General features: G+C 59.4%; 26 protein-coding genes. 16 read left to right on the top strand and 10 right to left on the bottom strand.

Annotation, left to right across the window (positions count from 1 at the left end; translation table 11 throughout):
* The first annotated feature begins 17 nt into the window (after nt 1-17).
* From BJF91_RS13830 to BJF91_RS13840, 3 genes are all read left to right on the top strand, one after another.
* The gene (locus BJF91_RS13830) at nt 18-932 is read left to right on the top strand and encodes a hypothetical protein (RefSeq protein ID WP_075615058.1); all 915 of its coding nucleotides are present in this window, start codon (nt 18-20) and stop codon (nt 930-932) included.
* 294 nt (nt 933-1,226) lie between these two features.
* A complete protein-coding gene (locus BJF91_RS13835) occupies nt 1,227-2,162 on the top strand; it encodes a ribose-phosphate pyrophosphokinase (RefSeq protein WP_075615059.1) in 936 nt (311 codons plus the stop codon).
* Between the two features lie 149 nt (nt 2,163-2,311).
* Nucleotides 2,312-3,259, top strand: a complete 948-nt coding sequence (locus BJF91_RS13840) for a hypothetical protein (protein ID WP_083943308.1) — start codon at nt 2,312-2,314, stop codon at nt 3,257-3,259.
* A gap of 26 nt (nt 3,260-3,285) precedes the next feature.
* On the opposite strand, the gene BJF91_RS13845 is transcribed toward BJF91_RS13840, so the two are convergent.
* The 4 genes from BJF91_RS13845 to BJF91_RS13860 all read right to left on the bottom strand — a co-directional run bounded on the left by BJF91_RS13845 (nt 3,286) and on the right by BJF91_RS13860 (nt 8,115).
* Nucleotides 3,286-3,660: a DUF779 domain-containing protein gene (locus BJF91_RS13845; protein ID WP_210288956.1), complete on the bottom strand. Its 375-nt coding sequence runs from the start codon at nt 3,658-3,660 to the stop codon at nt 3,286-3,288.
* 710 nt (nt 3,661-4,370) lie between these two features.
* Entirely contained in the window at nt 4,371-5,885 is a 1,515-nt protein-coding gene (adh, locus tag BJF91_RS13850) for an aldehyde dehydrogenase (RefSeq protein ID WP_075615060.1), read from the bottom strand.
* 263 nt (nt 5,886-6,148) lie between these two features.
* A complete protein-coding gene (locus tag BJF91_RS13855; protein ID WP_075615061.1) occupies nt 6,149-7,105 on the bottom strand; it encodes a helix-turn-helix domain-containing protein in 957 nt (318 codons plus the stop codon).
* A gap of 122 nt (nt 7,106-7,227) precedes the next feature.
* Nucleotides 7,228-8,115, bottom strand: coding sequence for an AraC family transcriptional regulator (locus tag BJF91_RS13860; protein ID WP_208610945.1), 888 nt, complete (start codon nt 8,113-8,115; stop codon nt 7,228-7,230).
* A gap of 303 nt (nt 8,116-8,418) precedes the next feature.
* Here BJF91_RS13860 and BJF91_RS13865 point away from each other — a divergent pair, with 303 nt between their 5' ends.
* From BJF91_RS13865 to BJF91_RS13890, 6 genes are all read left to right on the top strand, one after another.
* Nucleotides 8,419-9,030: a 50S ribosomal protein L25/general stress protein Ctc gene (locus tag BJF91_RS13865; protein WP_075615063.1), complete on the top strand. Its 612-nt coding sequence runs from the start codon at nt 8,419-8,421 to the stop codon at nt 9,028-9,030.
* 482 nt (nt 9,031-9,512) lie between these two features.
* A complete protein-coding gene (locus BJF91_RS13870) occupies nt 9,513-11,912 on the top strand; it encodes a putative bifunctional diguanylate cyclase/phosphodiesterase (RefSeq protein ID WP_075615064.1) in 2,400 nt (799 codons plus the stop codon).
* Nucleotides 11,913-12,131: 219 nt separating this feature from the next.
* Nucleotides 12,132-12,833 (top strand): substrate-binding periplasmic protein, encoded by a 702-nt coding sequence (locus tag BJF91_RS13875; RefSeq protein WP_075615650.1) that lies wholly within the window; start codon nt 12,132-12,134, stop codon nt 12,831-12,833.
* A gap of 182 nt (nt 12,834-13,015) precedes the next feature.
* Entirely contained in the window at nt 13,016-13,729 is a 714-nt protein-coding gene (gene pth, locus BJF91_RS13880; RefSeq protein WP_075615065.1) for an aminoacyl-tRNA hydrolase, read from the top strand.
* Between the two features lie 3 nt (nt 13,730-13,732).
* Nucleotides 13,733-14,296: a YcxB family protein gene (locus BJF91_RS13885; RefSeq protein ID WP_075615066.1), complete on the top strand. Its 564-nt coding sequence runs from the start codon at nt 13,733-13,735 to the stop codon at nt 14,294-14,296.
* Between the two features lie 15 nt (nt 14,297-14,311).
* Nucleotides 14,312-14,764, top strand: coding sequence for a GNAT family N-acetyltransferase (locus BJF91_RS13890; RefSeq protein WP_075615067.1), 453 nt, complete (start codon nt 14,312-14,314; stop codon nt 14,762-14,764).
* Between the two features lie 53 nt (nt 14,765-14,817).
* Here the strand turns inward: BJF91_RS13890 and BJF91_RS13895 are convergent, their stop codons facing one another.
* Both BJF91_RS13895 and clpS read right to left on the bottom strand, forming a co-directional pair.
* Complete coding sequence (locus tag BJF91_RS13895) at nt 14,818-16,635, bottom strand: HAMP domain-containing methyl-accepting chemotaxis protein (RefSeq protein ID WP_075615068.1); 1,818 nt, start codon at nt 16,633-16,635, stop codon at nt 14,818-14,820.
* Nucleotides 16,636-17,114: 479 nt separating this feature from the next.
* On the bottom strand, nt 17,115-17,426 hold the full coding sequence (gene clpS / locus BJF91_RS13900) for an ATP-dependent Clp protease adapter ClpS (RefSeq protein WP_075615069.1): 312 nt from the start codon (nt 17,424-17,426) through the stop codon (nt 17,115-17,117).
* Between the two features lie 151 nt (nt 17,427-17,577).
* Between clpS and ychF the strand changes: the two genes are divergently transcribed.
* From ychF to BJF91_RS13935, 7 genes are all read left to right on the top strand, one after another.
* Complete coding sequence (gene ychF, locus BJF91_RS13905; RefSeq protein WP_075615070.1) at nt 17,578-18,681, top strand: redox-regulated ATPase YchF; 1,104 nt, start codon at nt 17,578-17,580, stop codon at nt 18,679-18,681.
* Between the two features lie 155 nt (nt 18,682-18,836).
* Nucleotides 18,837-20,327: a hypothetical protein gene (locus BJF91_RS13910; protein ID WP_139310696.1), complete on the top strand. Its 1,491-nt coding sequence runs from the start codon at nt 18,837-18,839 to the stop codon at nt 20,325-20,327.
* The gene (locus BJF91_RS13915; RefSeq protein WP_075615072.1) at nt 20,324-20,851 is read left to right on the top strand and encodes a MaoC family dehydratase; all 528 of its coding nucleotides are present in this window, start codon (nt 20,324-20,326) and stop codon (nt 20,849-20,851) included. The genes BJF91_RS13910 and BJF91_RS13915 overlap by 4 nt, the downstream gene beginning before the upstream one ends.
* Entirely contained in the window at nt 20,848-21,324 is a 477-nt protein-coding gene (locus tag BJF91_RS13920; protein WP_075615073.1) for a MaoC family dehydratase, read from the top strand. Before BJF91_RS13915 ends, BJF91_RS13920 begins: the two co-directional genes overlap by 4 nt.
* Nucleotides 21,321-21,800, top strand: a complete 480-nt coding sequence (locus BJF91_RS13925) for a glutathione peroxidase (RefSeq protein ID WP_075615074.1) — start codon at nt 21,321-21,323, stop codon at nt 21,798-21,800. The genes BJF91_RS13920 and BJF91_RS13925 overlap by 4 nt, the downstream gene beginning before the upstream one ends.
* 2 nt (nt 21,801-21,802) lie before the next feature.
* The gene (locus BJF91_RS13930) at nt 21,803-22,606 is read left to right on the top strand and encodes an AraC family transcriptional regulator (protein WP_075615075.1); all 804 of its coding nucleotides are present in this window, start codon (nt 21,803-21,805) and stop codon (nt 22,604-22,606) included.
* Between the two features lie 83 nt (nt 22,607-22,689).
* The gene (locus BJF91_RS13935; protein WP_075615076.1) at nt 22,690-23,301 is read left to right on the top strand and encodes a LysE family translocator; all 612 of its coding nucleotides are present in this window, start codon (nt 22,690-22,692) and stop codon (nt 23,299-23,301) included.
* Nucleotides 23,302-23,318: 17 nt separating this feature from the next.
* Here BJF91_RS13935 and BJF91_RS13940 read toward each other — a convergent pair whose 3' ends face one another.
* The 4 genes from BJF91_RS13940 to petA all read right to left on the bottom strand — a co-directional run bounded on the left by BJF91_RS13940 (nt 23,319) and on the right by petA (nt 26,830).
* Complete coding sequence (locus tag BJF91_RS13940) at nt 23,319-23,861, bottom strand: adenine phosphoribosyltransferase (RefSeq protein ID WP_075615077.1); 543 nt, start codon at nt 23,859-23,861, stop codon at nt 23,319-23,321.
* 215 nt (nt 23,862-24,076) lie between these two features.
* Complete coding sequence (locus BJF91_RS13945) at nt 24,077-24,931, bottom strand: cytochrome c1 (RefSeq protein ID WP_075615078.1); 855 nt, start codon at nt 24,929-24,931, stop codon at nt 24,077-24,079.
* Between the two features lie 23 nt (nt 24,932-24,954).
* Nucleotides 24,955-26,223, bottom strand: coding sequence for a cytochrome b (locus BJF91_RS13950; RefSeq protein WP_075615079.1), 1,269 nt, complete (start codon nt 26,221-26,223; stop codon nt 24,955-24,957).
* 13 nt (nt 26,224-26,236) lie between these two features.
* Complete coding sequence (gene petA, locus BJF91_RS13955) at nt 26,237-26,830, bottom strand: ubiquinol-cytochrome c reductase iron-sulfur subunit (RefSeq protein ID WP_075615651.1); 594 nt, start codon at nt 26,828-26,830, stop codon at nt 26,237-26,239.
* Between the last annotated feature and the right edge of the window lie 110 nt (nt 26,831-26,940).

Here is a 26,940-nt window from a genome sequence, read left to right on the forward strand (position 1 = left end):
CGCGAAGGAGGCCGCCAATGAGACGTCCCGCTTCCCGCATCGGCGCAGCAGCCCTTCTGGCCTTTGGTGGCCTGTTCGGCTGCAGCGTTTCCGATACGCTGACCCCACCGCTTGATGTCGGCACCAGCGGCTCGATCAGCAAGCCGCTGACCGGCGACGACATGCAGATGGCTATGCGCCAGAACGAGGAAGTCGGCCGCCCCCCTTATCATCAGGGTGCACCTCGCCACATGCAGCAGATGCCCGAACAGGCTTATTCCGATCCCTCTCCGCAGGAGCAGGCGCAGAGCCAACCGCAGAATTCGCTGGAAGCCCAGGCGGCTGCGCTGCAGAACGGCTATAATCCCGTCGCCTCGACGCCGCTGGATGGCACGGGTGCCGAGCCGAACCGTATGCATCGGCAGAGCCAGCAGGACATGGCCGAGCAGCAGCCCCAGGTGCGCCAACAGCATAGACAGCAATATCAGACCCAGCCATCGGGCGAAGAGGCTGAGGCCCAAGCCCCCCAGCAGAGCGAAGACCAGGCCGGTGCCAGCCAACAGGCAGCCCTTTCCCCGGATGCTGGGCTCGGCACGATCCGTTTCCTGCCGATCATCGGCGCACCGGTGGAAGCCGTGACGCCTCTGTCGCGCCAGCTCGGCATGGAAGCCCGCGCCAAAGGCCTTATGCTGCGTGCCTCGAGCGGCGAGCCGGCTCGTCATATTCTCAAAGGCTATTTCTCCGCCTATGGCGAAGGCAGTAAGATCACCGTGGTCTATGTCTGGGACGTGCTCGATGCCAGCGGCAACCGCCTGCACCGTATCCAGGGCCAGGAAGTGGTGCCGGGCAAGGCCAAGGACCCCTGGGCCGCCGTTCCCGCCTCGACCATGCAGATCATCGCCAACAAGACGCTTGAAGACTATGTTGACTGGAGCGCGAAAAGCGCCGGCTGAGCAGTGCGCGGTGATCCGAAATCGGCAAGATGCAGGCGTTTCTTATGTGCGTATCGGATTTATCCGAAACCCGTTTTCCATTTTTTGGTCCAATGCTCTGACGCCGAATCTCGCTTCGTTTACGAAATTCCGTGAGAAGCGGCGCAAACCACTTGCATTCAGGGGCGAGGACGCTAAAAAGCCCGCATCGCAGCTCGGGGCAAGCACGCTTACCCAGTGATTGTGACAGTTTTAATCCGACACGGCCGTTCCGGAATGGGAGCGTACGGGCGGGCTGCAAACAGGCGGGAACAGATGAAGGTCTTCGCAGGCAATTCAAACCGGCAACTTGCTGAAGCGGTCTGTAAATATCTGAATCTTCCCCTTGGAAAGGCCAGTGTCCGGCGGTTCGCCGACCAGGAAATCTTCGTGGAAATTCAGGAAAATGTCCGCGGCGAAGACATTTTCATCATTCAGTCGACCTCCTTCCCGACCAATGACCACCTGATGGAACTGCTGATCATGATCGACGCCTTCCGTCGCTCGTCGGCGCGGCGCATCACGGCGGTCATCCCCTATTTCGGCTATGCCCGACAGGACCGCCGCGCCTCTGGCCGCACGCCGATCTCGGCCAAGCTGGTCGCCAACCTGATCACCGAAGCCGGCGCCGACCGCGTGCTGACGCTCGACCTGCATGCCGGCCAGATCCAGGGCTTCTTCGATATCCCTACCGACAACCTGTTTGCCGCTCCGCTGCTCGCCCGCGACGTCAAGGAACATTACGACCTGCAGAACGTCATGGTCGTCTCGCCTGACGTTGGCGGTGTGGTGCGCGCCCGCGCGCTCGCCAAGCGGCTGGACTGTCTGCTCGCCATCGTCGACAAACGCCGTGATCGCCCGGGTGAATCGGAAGTCATGAACATCATCGGCGATGTCGAAGGCAAGGATTGCATCCTGATCGACGACATCGTCGACAGCGGCGGCACGCTCTGCAACGCAGCCGAAGCACTTCTGAGCCGCGGCGCAACCAGCGTGACCGCTTATATCACCCACGGCGTTCTCTCCGGCGGCGCCGTCACCCGCGTCACCTCCTCGAAGCTGCGCGAACTCGTCATCACCGATTCGATCCAGCCGACGGTCGGGGTGCAGTCCGCCCACAATATCCGGGTTCTAAGCACCGCGACCCTGCTTGGTGAAGCGATCAATCGGACCAGCGCCGAGGCATCCGTCTCGAGCCTGTTCGACGATTGAGCAAAGCGGCAAAATAATCTACTCTACGACCTGTAAGTGCGACCCGCGTTAGATACCAATCAAACCGGGAGAAGTTGCGCTCGATAGACGTTGATGCATAGCGTTGCTTCGGTTACCCTGCGGGTCTCTCGACCGATGGCGCAAACATCATGACAAATACGCAGGCCCAACAGGATCTGAACCCGCAGCCGACGGAGCCCATGGCCCTGTCTCGGACGCAATCCCATTCCGCGACCGAAATGACAGGCCAAATGCGTCACGCCAATCCGCTAAGCTCAGCCGTTATGCTGTCGCACCCCGAAATCTACGTGGTGGTGCGCGGCCAGGCCCAGGCTTTTCTCGCGCGCTTTGCCGAGCGTCCGCAGATCGGCCGCGTGTTTGCAAGCCACCAGCGCTGGCTGCTCGGCCAGATCGCCCTGATGCAGTATTTCGAGACCGGGCAGATCGTGCCCGCCCGCTACTATGACTTCGTCGACGCCAACGGCGTTGCAAGCCGCAACACGGCGGATGCATTTTTGAAGGAAATGCTGACCTATGGCGTTGCACGGGAGATCAGCGCAAGTGACCGACGGAGCCGACCGCTGGTCCCGAGCGAATTAAGCCTCGATAGCGCCGCTGGCTGGCTCGAAATCCATCTCAAAAGCCTCGACCGCTTCGACGGCGGCGAGCGCACTCGGAAATTCACGGCGAGCGGCCGCGACATGCGGCAGATGCATCCGCTGATGGCCGCCGCCTTTATGCGCACCCCGGAACTGCGCGAACAGCCTGCAGTTTTCGACCCGTTCGTCTGGCTCAACAATGGCAATATCATCATCGACTGGCTGATCGCCAACAGTCAGGACGCCGATAACGATGCCGCCGAGGTCTCGATCGGTGTCGTCTCGATCCAGAGCATGGCAGAGACCTTCCATTTGTCGCGCTCGCATCTCACCCGCAAGCTGCTGGATGCATCCGATATGCAGACCATCGGCTGGAAAGGCCGGCGCGGTCGCTCGGAACTCTGGGTTTCCAACGAGTTTCGCCGGGAATATGCCCGGGCTCAGGCGGTAAAGCTTGAAATCATCGACGCCGCCTGTGCGACCTGCGGCCTGTTCTGACACCGTCTTGACGCTCTTGGCGTGCCTTACCGGCCCGGCAGCGGGCAAATGTCGCCATTGAACAGTTTCGAGCGGGTCAGGAATCGCTTCTCACGGCCGTTGTCGAGTGAAAACATGCCGCCTCGTCCGGGCACCACGTCGATGATCAGCTGGGTGTGTTTCCAGACTTCATACTGGCTCTGGTGAATGTAGAAGGGCACGCCGTCGATCTCGCCCAGCTTCACATCGGTATCGCCAACGATGTAATCATCCGCCGGATAGCACATCGGCGAAGAGCCGTCGCAGCAGCCGCCGGACTGATGAAACAGGATCTGCGGATAGTCCTTACGGATTTCACGAATCAGCGCCACCGCCGCATCCGTGGCAATGACCCGTGCCTCACCTTCCAAAATCGCGTCCATCACTGCCTCATTTCAAACTGAAGGAAGTTTCTCGGCTTCGCCGCCCCCTCATCCGGCTGCCGCCACCTTCTCCCCGCTGGGGAGAAGAAGCAGGAGCCGCAGCCCCACCATCCGATAGCTCAAAAGCCCAGTACTCGACGGTTAAACCCGTCAAGATTCGCGGCTGGAGGTGGCGAAAATGGCGATGCGTGGGAACCGGGGCGGAGCGTACTAATAAAGTACGTGAGCACCGGAAGCGCAGCGCATTGCCATTTGCAGCCCCTCCAGACGCGAATATCGGCGGGTTTAAACCCGATTGGAAATTCGCCCTGCTGTGGCGAAAATGGCTTTCGCCGAGAACCGGAGCGGAGCGTACATAAAGTACGTGAGCACCGGAAGCGCAGCGCATTGCCATTTGCAGCCCCTCCAGACGCGAATATCGGCGGGTTTAAACCCGATTGGAAATTCGCCCTGCTGTGGCGAAAATGGCTTTCGCCGAGAACCGGAGCGGAGCGTACATAAAGTACGTGAGCACCGGAAGCGCAGCGCATTGCCATTTGCAGCCCCTCCAGACGCGAATATCGGCGGGTTTAAACCCGATTGGAAATTCGCCCTGCTGTGGCGAAAATGGCTTTCGCCGAGAACCGGAGCGGAGCGTACATAAAGTACGTGAGCACCGGAAGCGCAGGCGAAAGACATTTGCAGCCCGGCAGGGCGGATTTACAACGGGTTTAGAAGAAGCCGAGAGCCTTGGGGCTATAACTAACCAGCATGTTCTTGGTCTGCTGGTAGTGATCGAGCATCATCTTATGGGTTTCGCGGCCGATACCGGACTGCTTGTAACCGCCGAAGGCTGCGTGAGCCGGATAGGCGTGGTAGCAATTGGTCCAGACGCGGCCGGCCTGGATATTACGGCCGAAGCGGTAGCAGGTATTGGCATCGCGGCTCCAGACGCCGGCACCGAGACCGTAGAGCGTGTCGTTGGCGATCTCAAGCGCCTCGGCCTCGTCCTTGAAGGTGGCGACGGAGACGACCGGGCCGAAGATTTCCTCCTGGAAGACCCGCATCTTGTTATGGCCCTTGAATATGGTCGGCTTGACATAATAGCCGCCTGCCAGATCGCCGGAGAGCGTGTTACGCTCGCCGCCGGTCAGAACTTCGGCGCCTTCCTGGCGGCCGATGTCGAGATAGGACAGGATCTTTTCCAGCTGTTCGTTAGAGGCCTGGGCACCGATCATGGTGCTCATGTTGAGTGGATCGCCCTGGACGATGGCTTCGACGCGCTTGATCGCCTTTTCCATGAAGCGGTCGTAGATCTTTTCATGCACCAGCGCGCGGCTGGGGCAGGTGCAGACCTCGCCCTGGTTGAGGGCAAACATGGCAAAGCCTTCGAGCGCCTTGTCGAGATAGTCGTCATCCTCGCGCATGACGTCTTCGAAGAAGATGTTCGGCGACTTGCCGCCCAGTTCCAGCGTGACGGGAATGAGGTTCTGGCTGGCATATTGCATGATCAGCCGGCCGGTCGAGGTCTCGCCGGTAAAGGCGATCTTGGCGATGCGCGGGCTGGACGCCAGCGGCTTGCCGGCTTCGAGACCAAAACCGTTGACGATGTTGAGCACGCCAGGCGGCAGGAGATCGCCGATCAGTTCAGCCCAGACCAGAATAGAGGCTGGCGTCTGCTCGGCAGGCTTCAGCACCACGCAATTGCCGGCGGCAAGAGCCGGGGCCAGCTTCCAGGCAGCCATCAGGATCGGGAAGTTCCAGGGAATGATCTGGCCGACGACGCCGAGGGGTTCATGGAAGTGATAGGCGACGGTGTCATGGTCGATCTCGCCGATCGAGCCTTCCTGGGCGCGTACGCAAGCCGCGAAATACCGGAAATGGTCAACGGCCAGCGGAATGTCGGCGGCCATGGTTTCGCGCAGCGGCTTGCCGTTGTCCCATGTTTCAGCGCGGGCCAGAAGCTCCAGATTGCTTTCCATGCGGTCGGCGATCCGGTTGAGCATGTTGGCGCGCTCGGCAACGGCGGTCTTGCCCCATTTGTCCTTGGCGGCATGGGCGGCGTCCAGCGCCAGATTGATGTCGCGCTCGTCGGAACGGGCGACTTCGCACAGCTTGCCGCCGGTAACCGGGGTGGTGTTGTCGAAATACCGGCCTCCAACCGGATCGCGCCATTCACCGCCGATGAAATTGCCGTATTTCAGCTTGAACGGGGTGCTTTGCGCGGTTTGAACCTGAATATTCATCTCTCATCCTCCCTGATGAAGGGTTCTGCCGGCCGCCCCGGAAGCCGAAATCGACTTTCATGGACATGCCCAGAACCATGACAGGAAGATGCGCCGGGTGGTTGCAATATGCCAGCCTCGCCGCGCAATGCCGCAGCGCACAGTGTCTCATCCGTGCGACACTGTGCGCGTTACGGCATCGCGCACGATGCCATACGTTTTTTCATGGAGCGTCGGATATATCCAAACACTGGCTCCCACGGTTCGGCTGGATGCTATAGCTCTCAGTGGATTGCAAAACGCTTCATTTTCCGGTGCAGCGTCGCCCTGCTGATGCCAAGCAGTTGCGCCGCCTGGGAGACGTTGCCCTTGGTGCGCGACAGCACCCGGCGCAGCGCCGCCCGCTCCGCCTCGTGCAGATCGGCGCCCTCGCCGCTGCGTTTTTCCTGGAGGGCATCGGTGGCCGGCAAGCCGGCGGAAATCGCCTGATCGTCGATCTGCAGCGCCAAGCGCGCAGCTCTTGTCGCGCCGAGAACCAGATCGTCACCGTCGACGGCCAGCAGGGCCGAAGGCGTAGCAACACCAGGCACCATCACGATCCTGGCGCCCGCAAAGGCCATGCGGAACAGATTGACCTCAACCCGCTGGGCCGCATCGCGCACCGCTTGCGCCAGGATGGACATGGAGAGATCGGTGACATCGTGGCGGCAGGTGGAAATGTCGAGTGCGGCCGCGATCTGGCCGCGATGGTCACGGATAGGCGCGGTGGTGCAGCTTAGCGCGATATTGGCCGACAGGAAATGCTGGTCGCGGTGGATGATCACAGGCCGCTCGTCAGCCAGCGCCGTGCCGATACCGTTGGTGCCGACACTTGCCTCACTCCACTCCGTCTGCTGCCAAAGGCCGAGCCGGCGGAAATCGCTGTCGTCGCCCGCAGCCCCACGCCGCTCCAGCACCACGCCCTGGCTATCGGCGAGCACCAGGCAGCAGCCGGAACGCCCGACGGTTGAAAACAAGCGGTCAAGCTCCTCGGCGCTCGCGACAATCAGATGATCCATCCGGGCGCGGGCCTCGCGAAAGGCGGCCTCATCCACCGTGCGGGGCGTGGCCGACTGTTCCGGATCAAGCCCATGGACATCAAGGCAGCGCCGCCAGGACGCAGCAATCGGCGAACTTGCCGCCTTCGATCCCTGCAAAGCGGTCGAATAGACCGTATCGGCATGTTTGTAACCGACGCTCATATGCTCCTCCCAAAGCAAATTCACATCCTCTCATGCATCATGAACCGTCGCGCGCAGGAAGGCAATCGCCGGTAGGCAGCATGGTTGCACGCTTTAGGTGGCTGACGCAGCTAAAGGATCCCTCAAACAGACCGATCGGCCAGAGGCAGATAGATCCGTGTTTCATGGTCCGGGGCCGGTGTTTCATGATCGAGATTGAGATACTCGAAATAGACAGAGAAATCGCGCAGCTCCTCGCCGCTCATTGGTAGCCAAGAACGATAGAGATAGTAGACGGCCCGGCCGATGTGATCGCGCGATCCGACATAGTGCGCCATGGCGCAACGCCCGCCCGGAATGGTCTTGGTAACGATGCCTTGCGGATTGTCGGGCACGGCAGTGGCCACAGTACCGCAGATGTCAAAGCGAAATTCGTCCGGCGGCGTGAGGTCGGGGTCGTGATAGGCGATGCCAAGTGTCTTGCTAGCCGTGACGGGGGAAAGGCCCGTTTCTCTTCGCCAGCCAATGAATTGCTGTACGGCGGCCGGCAGCAGGCCGGGCGATCCCTTGTGTTCGAGTGCGGCGACAAGCATGTCTGGCTCGGTGACAATCTGAACGTCCATCTCGGTTATTCCTTCGCGGTGATGGTTTTGGAACTGGTATCTCAGGCTCCACGCACCCCATTGCGGGGCCTTGCGGAAATCGCTTGGTGTTTGATCGAATGCGGCCTTGAAGGCACGGGCAAAGGCCTCCGGGCTGTCGAAGCCGGCGTCCAGCGCAATGTCGATAATGCGGGCATCCGGATTGAAGACCAGCCGCTGCGAAGCCCGCCGCAGCTTCATCAGTTGCACGTAGCGGCCAACCGGTAGGCCGATATAGTCGGAGAACTGGCGATGGAAATGGAATTTGGAGAAGTTCGCCACCGCGCTCAGCACTTCCACCGTCACAGGTTCGTCGAGATGGCTGTCGATATAGTCGAGCACGCGGTTGAAGCGGCGGGCATAGGCTTGGGATTTCGGTTTGGTCATCATGGGCTCCGTTGAGCGGCAATCTGGCCGAACGGGCACGCCCTGTCCTGACATATGTTGCTCAGTTGCGATGGATCGTGCAGAAAGCTGCAGCAGGATCCGGCACCACCGCTTAGATGCGGAAAAAGCCCGGGATCGCTTGCATTCCGGGGCCTTTCATACTATAGCGCCCGCGTCCGCCTAGACACCCTTGGAGGCAAGGCGGATGGAATAGCGTTGGCGCAAGCCCCCGCCTTTTCCAGTTTCATGCCAGTGGATCGTTGAAAATCCGGCTGAAACTCTCCAGTAACATCGAAAGGAACTGCCATGAGCCACGCATCTTACGAGCTCAAGGCCGAAACGCGCGAACGGGTTGGTAAGGGGTCCTCCCGTGAACTTCGCCGCAACGGTCTCATTCCCGCTGTCATCTATGGTGACAAGCAGGCTCCCATTGCCATCACCCTGAACACCAATGAAGTCACCAAGCGTATCCACGCTGGCGGTTTCATGACCACGGTGGCGACCATCGAAGTCAACGGCGAAAAGATCCGCGTCCTGCCCAAGGACTATCAGCTGGATCCGGTCCGCGATTTCACCATGCATATCGATTTCCTGCGCGTTTCCGCGAACAGCCAGGTTACGGTTGCTGTGCCGGTGCATTTCATCAACGAAGAAAAGTCGGCCATCAAGACCGGCGGCGTGCTGAACATCGTTCGCCACGAAGTCGAGTTGCATGTTCCGGCTTCCAACATTCCGGAAGCGATCACCTTCGATCTCGCCGGTCTGAAGGTTGGCGACAGCATCCATATCTCGGCTGTCAAGCTGCCGGCTGGTGTGACCCCTGTCATCACCGACCGTGACTTCACCGTCGCAACGATCGTTGCTCCGGCTGCAGGCATCGAAGAAGAAGAAGCTGGCGAAGAAACCTCCGGCGAATAATCGATCCTTCCATTTGGAAGCGTCGTCAAACCCGCCCCTTACCGGGCGGGTTTTTTTGTGCCGTCACAACAGGTCAGAACACGCATCGAAACGGTGCATCTGCGTCATTTTAGACCGCTGCATAAATCCTGAAGTCGGAATCGATTTCAGGATTTATGCAGGAGATGTCAGCGCTACGGCGAACCTGTGTGCGCCATAAATGGCGCACGGCGCTGTAGAACAATCTGCAACGCGCATAAGTCGCAAATAACTTCGCACAAGGTCACAAATCGACCCGTTGGCTTCAGTCATCGTTAACGTATCACGTGGAATCCTGCCGCCTAAACAAGAGAAAAATCAGGGGCCACGGGATTGTTTTATTTTATCCCAGATATTTATACGAGGGAGCGTGCCCGGTTCGGCACAATCTCGGCCGATCATTGCGCTAATATTCATTGCCTCGACCGTTCCGGACTTGAGGTGACTGGCAGCGGATCCAGCCGATGACCCGTTCCGTAGAACAACGCTTTCTGGCTCTCGTGGCAGGAACGGTGTTTGTCTGCGTCGTTCCTCTGTTCATCCTGTTTCTTTGGCTGTCGTCGGAACGGGCCGAGACCGAGCAGCAAAACAATGTTGCCGTGCTGCTTGCTGCAAACGCCCAGGCGCTCGCTAAGCCGCTGTGGGATTTCGATGCCGAAAGCGTGCGCCAGATCAGCGCTGCACTGATATCAGGTGGTGAAATCGCCCGGGTCGCCGTCAATGACCTTACCGGCGACATCCACGTCGCCATGCCCCAGGTGTTGAGCGCAACCCAGGGCATGACGTCCCTGTCGCAAACCATCATCTATCGGCATCAGGACGGGCCGAAGGCGGTTGGCACAATCACGCTGTCCTTCCGCAAGCATGGGCTGTTCGCCAGCATTCGCCGCACCGAAGGCGTGTTTGTCGCCATCTTCACGCTGGCGATGCTGGTGGTGATCCTGGCGGCGATCGTCGGCAACCGAATGATGGTGATGAAACCGCTCGAGCAACTGACGGCGGCGATCGAGGCCACCCGGAGGCTCGGCTCACGCCGCTCGGTCCACTGGCATTCCAACGACGAAATGGGCCGTCTCGCGCAAAGCTTCAATGCCATGCAGGCCAAGCTGCAGCAGGAAGAAATCGAGCTGAAGAATGCCCACCGGCTGGCGACGGACATCTACAACGCAACGCCCGCCATGCTGTTTTCGGTCGATGCCGACGACCGTATTACCGGCTTCAGCGATTACTGGGCGACCATGACCGGCTACGCCCGCGAAAACATCATCGGCCAAACCTTTGCCAGCTTGATCGCAACAGAGGCGCGCGACGCCTACCACGAAGTGAAGCTGACCAACACGGCCGGTCTCAACCGCGAATTTACCAGCAAGTTCGTCTGCGCCGATGGTCGGGTCATGGACGTGCTTGTGACCGAATCGGCGGCCGCCGTCTCCATGGCGCAGTCGGGCCTGTCGCTCAGCGTCATGACCGACATTACTGCCCTCAAGCAGTCAGAAGCCCGCAACCGGCGCCAAGCCATGACCGATCACCTGACAGGTCTGCTCAACCGCCAGGGCTTCGAGACTGAGCTTGATGCGCAGATCGAGGCAACCGATCGCCAGGGCGGTTCGCTCGCCTGCCTGTTTGTCGACCTCGACCGCTTCAAATGGATCAACGACAATCTCGGCCATCACGCCGGCGATACCACGCTGCGGATTCTGGTCGATATGATCGTCAGGCTGCTGCCCGAAAACTCGATTGCGGCGCGCATTGGCGGCGATGAGTTTGCCATCCTGCTGCGGGCCGAAAACTGCGAGGCCGCCGCCCGCGCTATGGCCCGCGACATCTGCGGCATTTTCGAGACCCCGTTCATCGTCAAGGGCACGGCAACGCGGCTCAGTGCCAGCATCGGCATCGCACTCTATCCACAGCATGCCGGCACGGCAGCCGAACTGCTGCAAAAGGCCGACATGGCGATGTATAACCGCAAGCGCGATGGCAAGAACGGATTGCAGCTGTTCGACGACAGCATCGGCAATCGCACCCGCCGTCGCGCGGAGCTCGAACAGACCATCGAACAGGCACTGCATCACGATTGGTTCGATGCGTTTCTGCAGCCGATCGTCGAGCTACAGAGTGGGCGCATCGTCGGCTACGAGGCGCTGATGCGACTGCGCCATCCCTTGAATGGCGTCATGGGGCCAGCGGAAATCATCGCCCTTGCCGAGGAAAACGGCACGATCCACGACATCGGCAAACAGGTGTTCGACAAAGCGCTCGACCATTTCACGCGACTGTCGGCGCTAACAGGCGACAAAACCTCTTACCTGGCGCTCAATGTCTCGCCCTCCCAGATCGACGCCAGCCTTCCGGTCTGGCTGGCAAGCGCCGTGCATCTGTTCGACATCGACCCCTCAAGAATCATCATCGAAATCACCGAAGCGACATTGCTGCACGACAACCCGCATATCCAGACCGTGCTGCAGAAGATCGGCGATTTCGGATGTCGCATCGCACTCGATGATTTCGGCACGGGCTATTCGTCGCTGAGCTATCTCAGCCGTTTCCCGGTCAATATCATCAAGATCGACCAGTCCTTCATCCGCTCGATGACAGGCGACACACCTGAACTACGCGAGCGCAGCCGCATGCTGATCGAGGGCATTGCCGCGATCTCCCACAAGATGAAGTGCCGGGTGGTCGCCGAAGGCATCGAAACCGAGGATCAATGGCACGCCGTACAGGCGATCGGCGTGGATTTCGGCCAGGGCTATCTGTTCGGTCGACCCCAGTCTTTCGAGGATATAGAGGCTCGCTTGGGAAACGGCGACCTGCCGCAGATCAAGGCGGCGACGGTGACAAGGATCAGTAGCAGGACAGCCTGAGCGCATCGGTGACGATGTGGAAGGAGGCTTTGGCAGGACGACGAAACCCTTGGCAGATGAAGCAGAGGGCAATTGCAGCAATGCCGCCGACAACACGCCGGCCTTCGCAGAACCAATCAGGACAGAACAAGACTGGGATTATTCGCGCGCCGAAAAGGGTCAGACATGATGAGACCGAAATGCGCATGGCGCTTTGCGCTGCTTCTTGCCGTGACAGTGATGTCAGGCGTTACGACCGCGGGCCTCGCCCGGGCAGATAATAGCATCGTCTTCACCACCGAAGATTATCCGCCTTACAATTTTAAGGAAAACGGTGTCGACAAGGGCGTCGGCTACGAGCAGGTCGTGCTGATGATGAAGGATATCGGCATCCCCTACTCGATCGAGATGATGCCGTGGGCCCGGGCGATTGCACTGGCGGAAAACGAGCAGATGACCTGCGTCTTTTCCACCGCCCATATTCCCGAACGCGATGGGAGGTTCAAATGGGTGGAGCCATTGTTGATTGACCGCAACATCATCATGAGCCGCAAGGGGTCGGGAATTAAGGTCGGCAATGTCGACGAGGCACGCCATTACCTGGCCGGCACCCAGCGCGATGACTACACCCAGTCACTGCTGGAGCGGCAAGGCTTTCCCAGGATCGATCTTGCCGCAGATCTCGAGCTGACAATCAAGAAGCTGGAAAGCGGACGGATCGACCTGATGCCGGTCTCGGAAAAATTCTATCACAAGTTGGTCGCCGAGGGGCATCCACTCGAGAAGCAATTCGTGCTGACGGAACAGAAATTTGCCATCGCCTGCAACAAGGCAATGCCGGACGACCTCGTGACGAAGATGCAGGTATCGCTCGACCGGCTGATTGCCGACGGCACCCAGGCCCGCATCGCTGCGCAATACGGCCTCGGGCCGGTCAATTAGAGCATTTCCAGGGAAAGTGGATACCGGTTTCCCGTCAGGAAATGCGTGAAAACGAAAGATTGGAGCGTTTCCGTGGGTCCATGAAACACGGAAACGCTCTAAGGCAAGGCTCAGACCGGACTTGACATAGCCGCCGTTTCGCTGTCGTGAAGACGGATCGAAACAGCGTTCGGACTGATGCGATGATCGTTCTTGCAGGGCTTGGCAATCCAGGCTCCCAATATGCCGGCAACCGCCATAATATCGGCTTCATGGCCGTGGACGCGATCCACCGGCGCCATGGGTTCTCGCCGTGGTCCAAGAAATTCAAGGCCGAGATCGCTGACGGCACGCTGGCCGGCGAAAAGGTGCTGCTGATCAAGCCGCAGACCTTCATGAACCTTTCGGGCGAGTCCGTTGGCGAAGCGCTGCGCTTCTACAAGCTTGGCCCGGAACAGCTGGTGGCGATTTATGACGAGCTTGACCTCGCGCCCGGCAAGGCTCGCATCAAAACCGGCGGTGGCCATGGCGGCCATAACGGCATCAAGTCGCTCGATGCTCATTGCGGCCTGAACTATCGCCGCCTGCGGCTCGGTATCGGCCATCCCGGCGACAAGGCGCGGGTGCAAGGCCATGTGCTCGGCGATTTCGGCAAGCTCGACGCGGAATGGCTCGACCCGCTGCTGGAGGCGCTCGCCGACAATGCCGAAATGCTGGTGCGCGGCGATGACAGCCAGTTGATGAATAAGCTGGCGCTTGCCACAGGCGCCAAAGCCCAAGAGGACAAGCCAAAGCCGGCCAAACCGGCGAAATCCCACATTCACCAGGCGCGCAACAGCGCCCAGCCGAGAAAGCTGCCGGAAACCGGCCCGATGGCCGAGATGCTGAAGCGGATGTTCGGCGAGAAGAAGGATTAGGCGATGTCAGATCAGGAGCAGATCGACTGGAGTATTTTTGATACGCTCGCCGTGGACTGCCAGTTGACGGAAAAGGATATAGGTGCCGGATACAGCCTGTATTGGAGAAGCGCATTTAAACTGAAGAAAATATTGATCTATTTCTCTTGCTTTATCGCGACATATTATACTGCAGGAATCCTGATCAACGGCGGACAAACGGATTTCGATTTTTTTAATTTTCTTTCAACATTTATTGGATTCGTCGTTCTTGTCCTAGCCATCGCGCGGATCATTGGCCGGCGCCGAACCAAGGGCTTTTTCCGCGAAAGACCCTCTTCCCGCCGTCCAGCCAGATTCGGCTGGGACACGAACGGATTTTATTTTTCCACCGCTACGAGCCGTATTTTCCATCCTTGGAGCGATTTCCAGTCTTGGGCTGAAGACAAGACGGTTCTCGCGCTGCTGTTTGCTGGGCCGATGTTCATCCCGCTGCCGAAACGTGCTCTGACGGACCAGCAACTGGCGGACCTCAAGGCCCATATCGAAGCGTCAGCCTTGCCGAAAGCCAAACTGTTTCCGATTTGAGATCAGGAATATTCGATGACCACACCAATCGCCGTTCGTCCCGCGACGCTTCACGATCTGGACGCCCTGCTTGCCCTCTACAAAGACCTGAGCAGCAACAACGACTTCAGCCAGACGGACCGCGTTCGCGACACCTATGCGGCCATGCTCGCGCATTCCGGCCTGACGGTGTTCCTGGCGCTGGATGGTGAAAAGCCGGTCGCAACTGCCAGCGCGCTGATCACGCCAAACCTCACCCGTGGCTGCCGCCCTTATGCGTTGATCGAGAATGTCGTCAGCGCCGAGAGCCATCGGGGCAAAGGCTATGGCCGCGCCGTCGTTCTTCACGCCATTGACGCCGCCTGGCAGGCCGACTGCTATAAGGCGATGCTGTTGACCGGCAGCACCCGTCCCGAAATCCACCGCTTCTACGAGGCCTGCGGCTTCTTGCAGAACAAGACCGGTTATCAGATCCGCCGGACAAGCTAAGGCCAGGCAAGCGCCTGGCCCCAACGATTCGCTCTACAATCGATCCCTAGACCTCAAGCGGCCATGGAATAACCCTTGGCCGGACGCGTACCAGCCTGCGGCTGAACCTGATGGGCGCCGGACAGAGCGAATTGCCCGACCAGCATCCGAAGTCGACCGGCCGCCGTCGACAGCGAAGTAGCTGCCGCCGAGGACTGCTCGACCATCGCTGCATTCTGCTGGGTCGTCTGATCCATCTGGTTGACGGCAGTGTTGACCTGCGTCAGCCCGATTGCCTGTTCGCGCGCCGCCGTAGCGATCTGCTCCATATGCTCGTTCATCTCGGCGATGAAACTGCCGATCGTGCTCAGGGCTTGGCTGGCGCCCTGGACGAGGCTGACCCCCTCCTCCACTTCGGTCGCTGAATTGTGGATCAGCGCCTTGATCTCCTTGGCAGCACCCGCCGAGCGCTGCGCCAACTCCCGCACTTCCTGAGCGACGACGGCAAAACCTTTGCCGGCCTCGCCTGCCCGCGCCGCCTCGACACCGGCATTCAACGCCAAGAGATTGGTCTGAAAAGCGATCTCGTCGATCACGCCGATGATGTTGGAAATCTGCTGCGAGCTGCCTTCGATCTTGCGCATGGCGGTCTCCGCTCGGCCGACCACCTGCAGCGACTGGCTGGCGGCGGTATTAGCCTGTCCCGCAACGGTCCGGGCTTCCTCGGTGCGCCTGCTGGAATTGTGGACATTGGCGGTGATTTCCTCCAATGCCGCCGCCGTTTCCTCAAGGGCCGCGGCCTGCTGCTCCGTGCGCCTGGCAAGATCGTTGGCGCCAGCGGCTATTTCCCGCGTGCCTTCGTCAACCGTGCTGATCGACACCGAAATATCGAGTAGCGTGCCGGCGAGTTGCTGGATCGACTGGTTGAAGTCCTGGCGCAGCACCTCGTATTCCGCAGCAAAACTCTGGTCGATCTGGTGGGTCAGGTCGCCCTGAGCCAGTCGCTTCAGGCCCGCTGCAAGGTTTTCCGTTGCAAAGGCGAGATTGCGGGCTTCCTCTTCCTTGCGGCGCTGGATTTCGGCCTCATCGGCCTGGCGCAGTGCCAGATTGGCTGCCGCCTCGCTCTCTAGGCGAATATTGTTGAGCGCCGCCTGACGGAATACCTCCACTGCAGCCGCCATGGCGCCAATTTCGTCGGCACGCCCTGCAAAGGGAACTGCGCTCTGGGTATCGCCGCCGGCGAGCCGATCCATAGCCCTGGTGATGTCGTCGATCGGTCGGCATATCGCTTTCAACACGAAGATCGTTGACAGCAGCAGAATGACCAGGACGATACCCGTCGTTCCATAAGTGATTAGCTTGGTCGTTTCGTGGGCATTGACGCTATCGTCATAGGCCTGTTTGGAACCGTCACCGTTCATCTGAACCAGTCGATCGGGCAACGCACCCATCTTCTCGAAGGCCGCGCGCATCTCTCCTTTGTAAAGCTGCCGAGCATCTTCCGTCTGGTGCGTATTCGACAACTCCAGCAACTTCTGGTGCATGGCCCAATAGGACTGCCAAGACGCTGAAAACTCGTTGTAAATACGCTGTTCCTCCGGCGACGAAATCAGCGTCTCATAGATTTTCCGGTTGGCTTCAAATTCCTTCATTGTGTCGGCAATGTCGGCTTCAGCCTGCGCGGCATCCTTGCCTGTCGTCGACAGAACATGATCGGCCTCCGCCAACCGCAGGTCTGACACATTGGTATTGATGGCATTGGCATATTGCACGCTTGGCAGCCAGTTGGTCGCAATGTCGACCGTGGCCTGGTTGGTCTGGGCCAGCCCGCGCATCGCCTCGAGCGCCATGAGACCAGAGGCAAAGAAAATCATCGCAAAAATTGTTGGCATGACAAATTTTATTGTGGGGCGTTTCACCGAATGCTCCTTAAGATTATCAAAATATAATTTGACGTCGCCAGACGATCTTTGCGCACTCCGCCAAGATTACGTGCCGACGCGGATTCAATTTAAAAACGTTCGAGAACTTGAATAAGAAATACAGATTTAAGAAATAATTACTTTTTCACAACCTTGGGTAAATGTAGCCGATGAACCCAATTTTAGTTGCCTAGGAAAAAATGGGGATCAAGCAGCGGACTTGACGCGGCCAGTTGGCGCCAATGCGGGCGACTGAAATGGCAAATTCAGTGGAGGTTGGTGACGCATTAGGGCGACTGGATAAGCCGCACACGGTGGGATCGCGCCAAAATGCGCAGGTGAACGATAGTCATCAAAGTCGGGCGGAAATGTCGATTGGCAGGCGCCTCAGCCAAAAACGAGAATACGGTAGAAATAAAGTAAGCCGCCCATGTCGGGACTGTATCGCCTCACTCTTCCGGCTCAATGGTGAACAGCAGCGGGAATCCGGCTTCCTTGGCGAGATCGTTGGCTTCGGTGGATTTGGTCTCGGCAATATCCCGGGTGCAGACCACCACGACGGCAGAGCCGAAGCGGTGAGCCGTCATCATCACCCGGTTGCCGGTCTCTTCGTTCATGCGAAACACCGCGCGCAGCACGATGGTCACGAATTCGCGCGGCGTGTAATCGTCATTGCGCAAAATGACTTTGTAGAGCTTGGGCTGTTCCAGCTTTGGCTGGGTCTTGACCTTCGGCTGCGCGACAATGACTTTCTGAGGCATCGGCAACTCCCACGGCAAACGCCTGATTAACATAATGCGAAGTCTGCATCGCTTCAAGCAAATGGCGTTATCAGCGGCTAAGCCTTGACCGCAAGGCCCCATTCCCCCATAGGCAGAGCAACAGAACCTTTACTGAGCACGGAATATTCCCATGGGCTTCAAATGCGGTATCGTGGGACTGCCGAATGTCGGCAAGTCCACCCTTTTCAACGCGCTGACCAGAACGGCGGCGGCCCAGGCTGCCAACTACCCATTCTGCACGATCGAACCGAACACTGGCGAAGTGGCCGTGCCGGATCCGCGCATGCAGGCGCTGGCCGCCGTTGCCGGCTCCAAGGAAATCATTCCGACCCGGATCTCCTTCGTGGACATCGCCGGCCTGGTGCGCGGCGCCTCGAAGGGCGAAGGCCTCGGCAACAAGTTCCTCGCCAATATCCGCGAAGTCGATGCCGTCGTGCATGTGCTGCGCTGCTTCGAGGATGACGACATCACCCATGTCGAAGGCCGGATCAATCCTGTGGGCGACGCCGAAACCATCGAGACCGAGCTGATGCTGGCCGATCTCGAGAGCCTGGAGCGCCGCACGGAGCAGACCCGCAAGCGCGCCGCCTCCAAGGACAAGGAATCGATGACGCTGCTGCCGGTCATGGATGCCGCGTTGAAGCTTTTGCAGGACGGCAAGCCGGCCCGCCTGCTGCTGTCCACGCTGGATGCCGAAGAACGTGAGATCCTCAAGGGCCTGAATCTTTTGACCTCGCATCCGGTTCTCTATGTCTGCAATGTCGCGGAAGCCGATGCCGTCACCGGCAACGACCATACCAAGGCCGTCGAGGCCATGGCGAAGGCGCAGGGCGCGGAGACCGTGATCATTTCGGCCGCCATCGAAGCTGAAGTTGCGCAGCTGCCCGACGAGGAAGCAGCCGAATTTCTTTCGGCCCTCGGTCTTGAGGAAGCAGGCCTCGACCGCCTGATCCGCGCCGGCTACCACCTGCTCGACCTCATCACCTATTTCACCGTCGGCCCCAAGGAAACCCGCGCCTGGACAATCCCGCGTGGCACCAAGGCCCCTGCCGCAGCCGGCGTCATCCATACGGATTTTGAACGCGGCTTCATCCGCGCCTTCACCATCGCCTATGACGATTACATCGCCTACAAGGGCGAAGTTGGTGCCAAGGAAGCCGGCAAAGGCCGCGACGAAGGCAAGGAATATGTGGTCCATGACGGCGACGTCATCCACTTCCGCTTCAACACCTGATCAGGCTCTTCGCGCATAAGCGATTGATTAAAAAACGGGATGCTTCTCCAAAAGCATCCCGTTTCCATTTTGCCCCCTTTAAAAGCGGCGATAACTGGGCAATATCCAGGTGTCGGAGCGGCGTGGGTTGCGCTGCGGCAAAGAGGGGAATTTTCATGCGTTCGATAGCCGTTCCAATGCTGCTTCTATCCGCCGCCCTGGCGCAGTCGCAGGCCTATGCCGCCGATGTCACGCCGAAAGGCGCAAAGGAGCTGAAACAGCAGATCCTGTCCAGCCTGCCCGACAGCCTGTCAAAAAACAGCGGCGCCATCACCGTGCGTCCCCGCCAGAATGCCTATGAGATCAGGGTCGATAGCATCGCGCTGTTCGGCATCGAGGCGCTCAAATTCACCAAAACCCTGGGCATTAAGCCTGTCGTCTCCCTGCTGCGTCCGCTGGACGGCGGGCTCTGGCAGTTTGACCAGGCAGGCGGCATCGACGTGCAAGGCAGCGCCGGCAAAAAAAAAGCCAAGACCGATTTTCACGTCAGCGTCGAATCCTACAGCAGCTCGGGCATCTACGATCCGACGATCACCTATTTCCAATCCGGCAAATTCACCTCTGACGGCATGCGGATCCTATTGAAGTCGGCAAAAGGGTCGACGGATATCGCTCTCGATAAAGCCGACTCGACGATCGAGAGCAAACGCGACAGCGACAGCACCATCACCATGGCCAGCATTAGCAGCTTCACCGGGCTGAAAGAGGTCATGGACAATGAGGTCATAGACAAGGCCGGGGCAGGCCCTAAAGCAGTCAGAGTGACCGTTCGAAGTGCGTCGGGCGAAAGCGGGGGCAAAGCCGAAGGCGTCGTCTACAAGCCGCTACAACAGATGCTGCCGATCGTCGCACGTAACTGGGGGAAGCCGAAGCTTGATGAGGCCGACAAGACCCTGCTGATCCAGCTGTTCCGCTCGAACTTCCCGCTGTTCAAAACGGCGACCCAGTCGCTCGTCTACAACGACCTGCAGGTGGACACGCCCCAAGGTCCGTTCACGACCAAACGCTTCGCCATGACCTCGACGATCGACGGCATCCGCAACGGCGCCCACTTCAGCTTCGGCCTTGAAATGACCGAGCCGCGAGCACCGACGGCACCCATTCCCGCCGCCTACACGCCACTTCTGCCTGATACGATCGCTGTTAATGTCGCCCTGCCCTCGGTCAACGCCGCCGATGGCATCAACTACGTGATCGACCATGTCGATTTCGATCCCGCCCATCAGATGACGCCGCCGGAGAAAAGCGAACTCGGCCGGCAGTTCTTCCCGGATGGCACGGTCACCATCACCTATGACGGCACGCATATCGGCTCCTCGCTCTACGACATTAGCATCGACGGCAAGACGAGTTTCACGCTCACTGGCACCGACAAGCCACTCGCCGATGTCACCATCAAGGTACGGGATTTCGACAAGGCCGTTGCCTATCTCCAGGCCCATACCAAAGAAGAACCGAAATTTGCTCAGGCCGCCTTCTTCCTGCTGATGGCCAAGGGCTTTGCCGAAAACCAAGCCGATAACATTCAGGTCTGGCATGTCGAAACCGATCGCACCGGCCAGGTTCTGGTCAACGGCCGGCCGTTCAAGGTGCCGGGCCAGCAATGACAATTCTCTTCCGCGATGCGGAAGGCGCATGGGAGGACAATGTGCAGACAGAGAAATTATATTTTGAGGATTTTCCGGTGGGGACCCTCCTGCCGCTTGGCCCGGTCACTGTGGATGCGCAGGAGATCGTCGAATTTGCCCGCGAGTTCGACCCGCAGCCGATGCATCTGGATGAGGAGGCCGGCAAGGCAAGCATTCTGGGCGGGCTCGCGGCCTCCGGCTGGCATACCTGCGGGTTGTTGATGCGCATGATGATCGACAGCTACATCCTGCGCTCGCATTCCGAAGGTGCGCCGGGCATTGAATATGTCCAGTGGAAGGCTCCGGTTTTGGCCGGCGATGTGCTGAGTGGCTTCTCCACAGTCGAGGAAGCGCGTGCGCTGCGCTCGCGCCCCGGCATCGGCGTTATCACCAGCCGCCATGAGCTGACCAATCAGAAGGGCGAGATCGTGATTGTGGCACGCAATGCCGCGATGATACGTCAGCGACCGACGAACAACGATGCGGCAGGAGATCAGGCATGAAACTGGTCGACCTGTTCCCGATTGGCGAAAAGATCGTCATCGGCACCCATCATTTCAACGCTGATGATATCATCCGCTTCGCCAGGAAATTCGATCCGCAGCCATTTCACGTCGATGCGGAAGCGGCAAAGAATTTTGTTTTCGGCGGGCTCTGCGCCTCTGGCTGGCACACCTGCTCGGTCTGGATGCGGGTGTTTCTCAATTACATCGAAGCCGAAAATGCCAAGGCACTCGCCGCCGGCGATATGCCGCCACGGCTCGGCCCCTCGCCCGGCTTCACCGACCTGAAATGGCTAAAGCCGGTCTATGCCGGCGACGATGTCACCTATAGCCTCACGGCGCAAAACAGCCGGGCGCTGAAATCGCGCCCCGGTTGGCTGCTGCATAGCAGCCTTGCCGAGGGCATGAACCAGAAGGGCGAACCGGTGCTGCAATTCGTCAGCATCGTGCTCGAACAGGAGAGCGACGCATGAACGTCCATGATTTTTCAGCAAAAGATATTACCGGCCGCGAGCGCAAGCTCGCCGAATTTGCCGGAAAACTGCTTTTGATCGTCAACACCGCCAGCAAATGCGGCTTCACGCCGCAATATGAGGGCCTGGAGGGGCTACAGAAGCGCTTCGCCGACGACCTCGTCATTCTCGGCTTTCCCTGCAACCAGTTCGGCGGCCAGGAGCCGGGCAGCGAAGCCGAAATCGCCAGCTTCTGCGACCTGAATTTCAAGGTCAGCTTCCCGTTGTTCGCCAAGGTCGACGTCAACGGATCGGACGCCCATCCGCTCTACAAATACCTGACCCACGAAGTGCGCGGCATTCTCGGCACCGAAGCGATCAAATGGAATTTCACAAAATTCCTGATCGGCCGCGACGGCACCCCAATCGCCCGCTACGCCCCGATCACCAAGCCGGAAGAGATCGCCGACGATATCGCCAAGGCGGTGAAGGGGTAACGATGATGGGTCGGGAGCAGGATTTTCAGGCGTTCCGACCCACCGATCCACGGCTTCGCGCCGTTTGCGCCTATAGCAAACAAAGGTTTTCCCGCCACACCCACGACGAGTTCGGCATCGGGCTCATCGTCAAAGGCGGGCAGATATCGGCTTCCGGCCGGGGCCAAGTTACCGCTGAACCCGGCAACATCATCACCGTCAATCCTGGAGAGGTGCATGATGGCGCCCCGGTTGGAGACCACGGCCGACATTGGCTGATGGTCTATATGGAGCAGGCGTTTCTCGATGAAATGCAGACGGATTTTGGCGAGACTGGGGACGTCGAGTTTGAAAGGCCGGTCTTCGACAAGCCGGATTGGGCGACCCGATTCCACCGCTTCTTTCAAGCCATGCGCAACAGCGACGGGCCGGCAGCAACGCTCGCTCAGGAAGAGACCTTGATTGACTTGCTGGCACCGCTGATCTCTTGGCGGAGCAAAGCAATGCGCCCGAAATATGATCCCTCACTGGAGCGGGTTAGGCAGATGATATGCGACAATCCCGCAGCAAATCCATCGCTGGGGAACCTTGCCGCTGTCGCCAATACCAACCGGTTCAAAACGCTGCGGGCTTTTCAAGCCATGACCGGGCTGACGCCGCACGCCTATATTCTGCAGCAGCGCGCCAACCAAGCCCGCCGCCTGATTCTCTCAGGCAAGGACAGCCTTGCCGACATCGCCGCAGCCTGCGGCTATGCCGACCAGAGCCATATGACGCGAGAATTCAAGCGGCGCTACGGCCTCACCCCGGCGGCGTTTCGGACCTGAGACGGTCCTGCAATTCCATTCAAGACCAGACGGCCGAGCGGTGACCAAATGGAGCAAGGATCAACACAGCACGGTCATCCATCATGCCTCTCGATTTTTACCTGACATCGCTTATCATCGTCGCAACGCCGGGAACCGGAGCGCTTTACACTCTGACAGTCGCACTATCAGGCGGAGGGCGTTTGGCGACCATTGCGGCCTTCGGCTGCACGCTCGGCATTCTGCCACATATGGCAGCAGCCAGTTTTGGACTGGCCGCCATTCTCGCCGCCAATGAAGCCCTGTTTCAGGCGGTCAAGATCGCGGGTGTCATCTACCTGCTCTACATGGCCGCCAGCCTCTGGCGCGGCGGCGAAATCGCGATCAGCCAGGAGCCAAGCCAACCAGACCAGCCCGGGCGGATCATCGGCAAGGCCGTGCTGATCAACCTGCTCAACTCGAAACTCTCGCTGTTTTTCCTGGCTTTTCTACCGCAGTTCGTCGACGGCAACGATCCGTACGCCACCAGGCAATTCGTCCTGTGCTCAGGCCTGTTCATGGCGATGACATTCATCGTCTTCGCTCTCTATGGTTGGATGGCCAGCGGATTGCGCAAGCATATCCTCTCAAAGCCAAGGATGGTCAAAACGCTCTACAAAGGATTTTCCGTCGCATTCCTCGTCATGAGCGTCAGATTGGCGCTGGCCGAACGTTGACAGGATGCAACCCAAGATCAATGCCCCGAAAATTCCACCAGCGTGCGCACTTCCACGCCAAGCGCTTCCAGCTTCTTGCGTCCGCCGAGGTCTGGCAGGTCGATGACGAAGCAGCAGGAGACGACGTCGGCGCCGATCTGGCGCAGCAGCTGGACGGCGCCGACGGCGGTGCCGCCGGTGGCGATGAGGTCGTCGACCAGGATCACCTTTTCCCCGGGCTTGACGGCGTCGACATGCATTTCCATTTCATCGACGCCATATTCCAGGCTGTAGGCGATGCGCACCGTGTCATGCGGCAGCTTGCCTTTCTTGCGGATCGGCACGAAGCCGGCTGACAACTGATGCGCGACGGCACCGCCGAGGATGAAGCCACGCGCTTCCATGCCGGCGATCTTGTCGATCTTCAGGCCAGCATAGGGCTGCACCAGCTCATCGACCGTGCGGCGAAACGCCCGGGGATTGCCGAGCAGCGTGGTGATGTCGCGAAAGACGATGCCGGGCTTCGGGTAGTCGTTGATCGAACGGATGGCCGAGGCAAGCTCGTGGGTAATGCTGGACATGAACGGAGACTCTCTAAAGTTTGCCAGAGAAAGGTGGAACCCGGTTTTCCCGAAAAGACAAACGAAAATAAAGGACTCTGGAGTTTGTCTGGTTCGATCCGAACCTACAGACGCCAGAAGATTGCGCCGGACCTTACCAAGAACCGGTGCCGTACCAAAGAAAAAAGCGGCCCGGAGGCCGCCTTTCCCAAAGTCCCTGAACGGGATGCTTCGTATTAGTGTTCTTTGTTGGCGTAGACCGACTTCTTGGTCAGATAGACCAGGCCGGAGAAGATCAGCAGGAACACCATGACCATGAAGCCGGTGCGCTTGCGCTCTTCCAGATGCGGCTCGGCGGCCCACATCAGGAATGCGGCCACGTCCTTGGCATATTGGTCGAGCGTCTGCGGTGTGCCGTCATCGTAGGTCACGGCACCGTCGCTGAGCGGCGGCGCCATCGCGAGCGCCTGAGCGGCAGCGAAATACGGATTGTAATGCGTGCCTTCGGCCACGGTCACGCCGGCTGGCGGGTCCTGATAGCCTGTCAGCAGCGCATGGATGTAATCCGGTCCGCCTTCCTGATACTGGGTGAAGATATCGAAGATGAAGGTTGGGAAGCCACGCTCGATGCCGCGTGCCTTGGCCAGCAGCGACATGTCAGGCGGGGCAGCGCCGTTGTTGGCGGCGGCGGCCGCTTCCTTGTTCGGGAAGGGCGACGGGAAATGGTCCGAAGGCACCGCCTTGCGGGTATACATTTCGCCTGACCCGTTCGGGCCGTCCTGCACTTCGTACTGGGCGGCAAAGGTCTTCACCTGCGCGTCCGAATAGCCGAGGTCTTCCAGGCTGCGGAAGGACACGAGGTTCATCGAATGGCAGGCCGAACAGACTTCCTTGTAGATCTTCAGGCCGCGCTGCAGCTGAGCTTTGTCGTATTTTCCAAATGGGCCGGAAAAGCTCCATTCCACCGGAGCCGGGTGGTGAATGGGGTAATGCGGCGTTTCGCCTTCGGCATGCTCCTGGGCCAGGACCGCGGTGCAGCCGAGACCGGTGGCGAAAGCCATCGACAGGAGGCTTGTGGCAAGTTTTTTCATTGCGTTTTCTCTCCCTGCCGGTCTCAGGCTTGCGCTTCGGCGGTTTTGCCGCTTTTGGCCAGAACGGCCTCGGTGATGGAATTCGGCACCCGCCGCGGCGTTTCCAGAAGACCGAGCACCGGCATGACCACCAGGAAGAAGCTGAAGTAATACAGCGTCCCGAACTGGGCCATGGTCGTGTAGGTATCCGTCGGCTGCCGCGAGCCGAGCCAGCCGAGCAAGATGCAGTCGGCAACAAACAGCCAGAAGAACAGCTTGTACCAGGGGCGATAGACAGCCGAACGCACCTTCGATGTGTCGAGCCAGGGCAGGAAGAACAGCACGATGATCGCGCCGAACATCACGAGCACGCCGCCAAGCTTGGAGTCGATGAACAACACGTTGAAGGTAATGGCGCGCAGCATGGCGTAGAAGGGCAGGAAATACCATTCCGGCACGATATGAGCCGGGGTCTTCAGCGGATCGGCCATGATGTAGTTATCAGGATGGCCAAGGAAGTTCGGCATATAGAAGATGAACCAGGCATAGGCGATCAGGAAGATCGACACGCCGAAGGCGTCCTTCAACGTCGCATAGGGAGTGAACGCCACCGTATCGGTGCGCGACTTTACCTCGACGCCGGTCGGATTGGTCTGGCCTGTCACATGCAGCGCCCAGACGTGCAGGATGACGACGCCGGCAATCATGAAGGGCAGCAGGTAATGCAGCGAGAAGAAGCGGTTCAGCGTCGGCTGGTCGACGGCAAAGCCGCCAAGCAGGAAGGTCTGGATCCACTCGCCCACCCAGGGGAAAGCCGAGAAGAAGCCGGTGATGACGGTCGCACCCCAGAAAGACATCTGACCCCAGGGCAGAACGTAGCCCATGAAGGCAGTCGCCATCATCAGCAGGAAGATCACCACGCCGAGCATCCAGAGGATTTCGCGCGGAGCCTTATAGGAGCCGTAGTAGAGGCCACGGGCAATGTGCAGATAGACAGCGATGAAGAAGAAGGATGCGCCGTTGGCATGCATGTAGCGCAGTAGCCAACCGTGGTTGACGTCGCGCATGATCTTTTCAACGGAGTTGAATGCCACCGTGGTGTCGGCAGCGTAATGCATGGCCAAAACGACGCCGGTCAGAATCTGCACCACTAGCATCACGGCGAGCATAGCGCCGAATGTATAGGCATAGTTCAGATTGCGCGGCACGGGATAGGCGATGAAACTGTCATAGACCATCCGCGGCAAAGGCAGCCGCTGATCGATCCATCGTGTCAGCCCGGTCGAAGGCTGGTAACTGGAATGCCCACTCATCGATCTCTCCCCCTCAGCCGATCTTGATCACTTTATCGGACACAAATGCGTAATTCGGAATATGCAGGTTTTCCGGCGCAGGACCTTTACGGATGCGGCCGGCCGTGTCGTAGACCGAACCATGGCAGGGACAGAACCACCCGCCATATTCTCCGGCCTGACCAAGCGGCACGCAGCCCAGATGGGTGCAGGAACCGATCATAACGATCCAGTTTTCCTTGCCCTGGCCAGCGGAACGGGCCAGATCGGTCGCCTGGGCGCCGTCCTGGGCGTTGGCATTGCGCGCCACCGGGTCCTTGAGCTGCGCGATCGGCACGCCCTTGGCCTCTTCCACTTCCTTGTCGGTGCGGTTGCGGATGAAGACAGGCTTGCCGCGCCATTTGACGGTCAGCGACATGCCCGGCTGCAAGGCCGAGACATCCACCTCGATGGAGGCAAGCGCCAGCGTCGAGGCATCGGGCCGCATCTGGTCGATGAAGGGCCAGGCGACGGCTACCGCTCCCACGGCACCGGCCATGCCGGTGGCGAGATACAGAAAGTCACGGCGTGTCGGTTCGCCCGCTCCCGTGCCGCCCGCAGTTTCAGTCTGTGTTGTGTGTTCGCTCACGGTCAACCATCCTCTTCGCATCGCCTGCCTTGCACTGCCTGCGACAAACCGTTGGAGCGCCGCGGGTCATTCTCACCCGCAAAGGACGCTCGATCACTTCTCATCCGCCG

The organism is Gillisella taibaishanensis, from assembly GCF_001938985.1.
Taxonomy (GTDB): domain Bacteria; phylum Pseudomonadota; class Alphaproteobacteria; order Rhizobiales; family Rhizobiaceae; genus Allorhizobium; species Allorhizobium taibaishanense.

What these genes read in the sequence shown, in the direction of transcription:
- BJF91_RS13830 (WP_075615058.1), top strand. Translation starts at nt 18, where the DNA reads ATGAGACGTCCCGCTTCCCGCATCGGCGCAGCAGCCCTTCTGGCCTTT.
- BJF91_RS13835 (WP_075615059.1), top strand. Translation starts at nt 1,227, where the DNA reads ATGAAGGTCTTCGCAGGCAATTCAAACCGGCAACTTGCTGAAGCGGTC.
- BJF91_RS13840 (WP_083943308.1), top strand. Translation starts at nt 2,312, where the DNA reads ATGACAAATACGCAGGCCCAACAGGATCTGAACCCGCAGCCGACGGAG.
- BJF91_RS13845 (WP_210288956.1), bottom strand. Translation starts at nt 3,660, where the DNA reads ATGGACGCGATTTTGGAAGGTGAGGCACGGGTCATTGCCACGGATGCG.
- adh (WP_075615060.1), bottom strand. Translation starts at nt 5,885, where the DNA reads ATGAATATTCAGGTTCAAACCGCGCAAAGCACCCCGTTCAAGCTGAAA.
- BJF91_RS13855 (WP_075615061.1), bottom strand. Translation starts at nt 7,105, where the DNA reads ATGAGCGTCGGTTACAAACATGCCGATACGGTCTATTCGACCGCTTTG.
- BJF91_RS13860 (WP_208610945.1), bottom strand. Translation starts at nt 8,115, where the DNA reads ATGATGACCAAACCGAAATCCCAAGCCTATGCCCGCCGCTTCAACCGC.
- BJF91_RS13865 (WP_075615063.1), top strand. Translation starts at nt 8,419, where the DNA reads ATGAGCCACGCATCTTACGAGCTCAAGGCCGAAACGCGCGAACGGGTT.
- BJF91_RS13870 (WP_075615064.1), top strand. Translation starts at nt 9,513, where the DNA reads ATGACCCGTTCCGTAGAACAACGCTTTCTGGCTCTCGTGGCAGGAACG.
- BJF91_RS13875 (WP_075615650.1), top strand. Translation starts at nt 12,132, where the DNA reads ATGTCAGGCGTTACGACCGCGGGCCTCGCCCGGGCAGATAATAGCATC.
- pth (WP_075615065.1), top strand. Translation starts at nt 13,016, where the DNA reads ATGATCGTTCTTGCAGGGCTTGGCAATCCAGGCTCCCAATATGCCGGC.
- BJF91_RS13885 (WP_075615066.1), top strand. Translation starts at nt 13,733, where the DNA reads ATGTCAGATCAGGAGCAGATCGACTGGAGTATTTTTGATACGCTCGCC.
- BJF91_RS13890 (WP_075615067.1), top strand. Translation starts at nt 14,312, where the DNA reads ATGACCACACCAATCGCCGTTCGTCCCGCGACGCTTCACGATCTGGAC.
- BJF91_RS13895 (WP_075615068.1), bottom strand. Translation starts at nt 16,635, where the DNA reads ATGCCAACAATTTTTGCGATGATTTTCTTTGCCTCTGGTCTCATGGCG.
- clpS (WP_075615069.1), bottom strand. Translation starts at nt 17,426, where the DNA reads ATGCCTCAGAAAGTCATTGTCGCGCAGCCGAAGGTCAAGACCCAGCCA.
- ychF (WP_075615070.1), top strand. Translation starts at nt 17,578, where the DNA reads ATGGGCTTCAAATGCGGTATCGTGGGACTGCCGAATGTCGGCAAGTCC.
- BJF91_RS13910 (WP_139310696.1), top strand. Translation starts at nt 18,837, where the DNA reads ATGCGTTCGATAGCCGTTCCAATGCTGCTTCTATCCGCCGCCCTGGCG.
- BJF91_RS13915 (WP_075615072.1), top strand. Translation starts at nt 20,324, where the DNA reads ATGACAATTCTCTTCCGCGATGCGGAAGGCGCATGGGAGGACAATGTG.
- BJF91_RS13920 (WP_075615073.1), top strand. Translation starts at nt 20,848, where the DNA reads ATGAAACTGGTCGACCTGTTCCCGATTGGCGAAAAGATCGTCATCGGC.
- BJF91_RS13925 (WP_075615074.1), top strand. Translation starts at nt 21,321, where the DNA reads ATGAACGTCCATGATTTTTCAGCAAAAGATATTACCGGCCGCGAGCGC.
- BJF91_RS13930 (WP_075615075.1), top strand. Translation starts at nt 21,803, where the DNA reads ATGATGGGTCGGGAGCAGGATTTTCAGGCGTTCCGACCCACCGATCCA.
- BJF91_RS13935 (WP_075615076.1), top strand. Translation starts at nt 22,690, where the DNA reads ATGCCTCTCGATTTTTACCTGACATCGCTTATCATCGTCGCAACGCCG.
- BJF91_RS13940 (WP_075615077.1), bottom strand. Translation starts at nt 23,861, where the DNA reads ATGTCCAGCATTACCCACGAGCTTGCCTCGGCCATCCGTTCGATCAAC.
- BJF91_RS13945 (WP_075615078.1), bottom strand. Translation starts at nt 24,931, where the DNA reads ATGAAAAAACTTGCCACAAGCCTCCTGTCGATGGCTTTCGCCACCGGT.
- BJF91_RS13950 (WP_075615079.1), bottom strand. Translation starts at nt 26,223, where the DNA reads ATGAGTGGGCATTCCAGTTACCAGCCTTCGACCGGGCTGACACGATGG.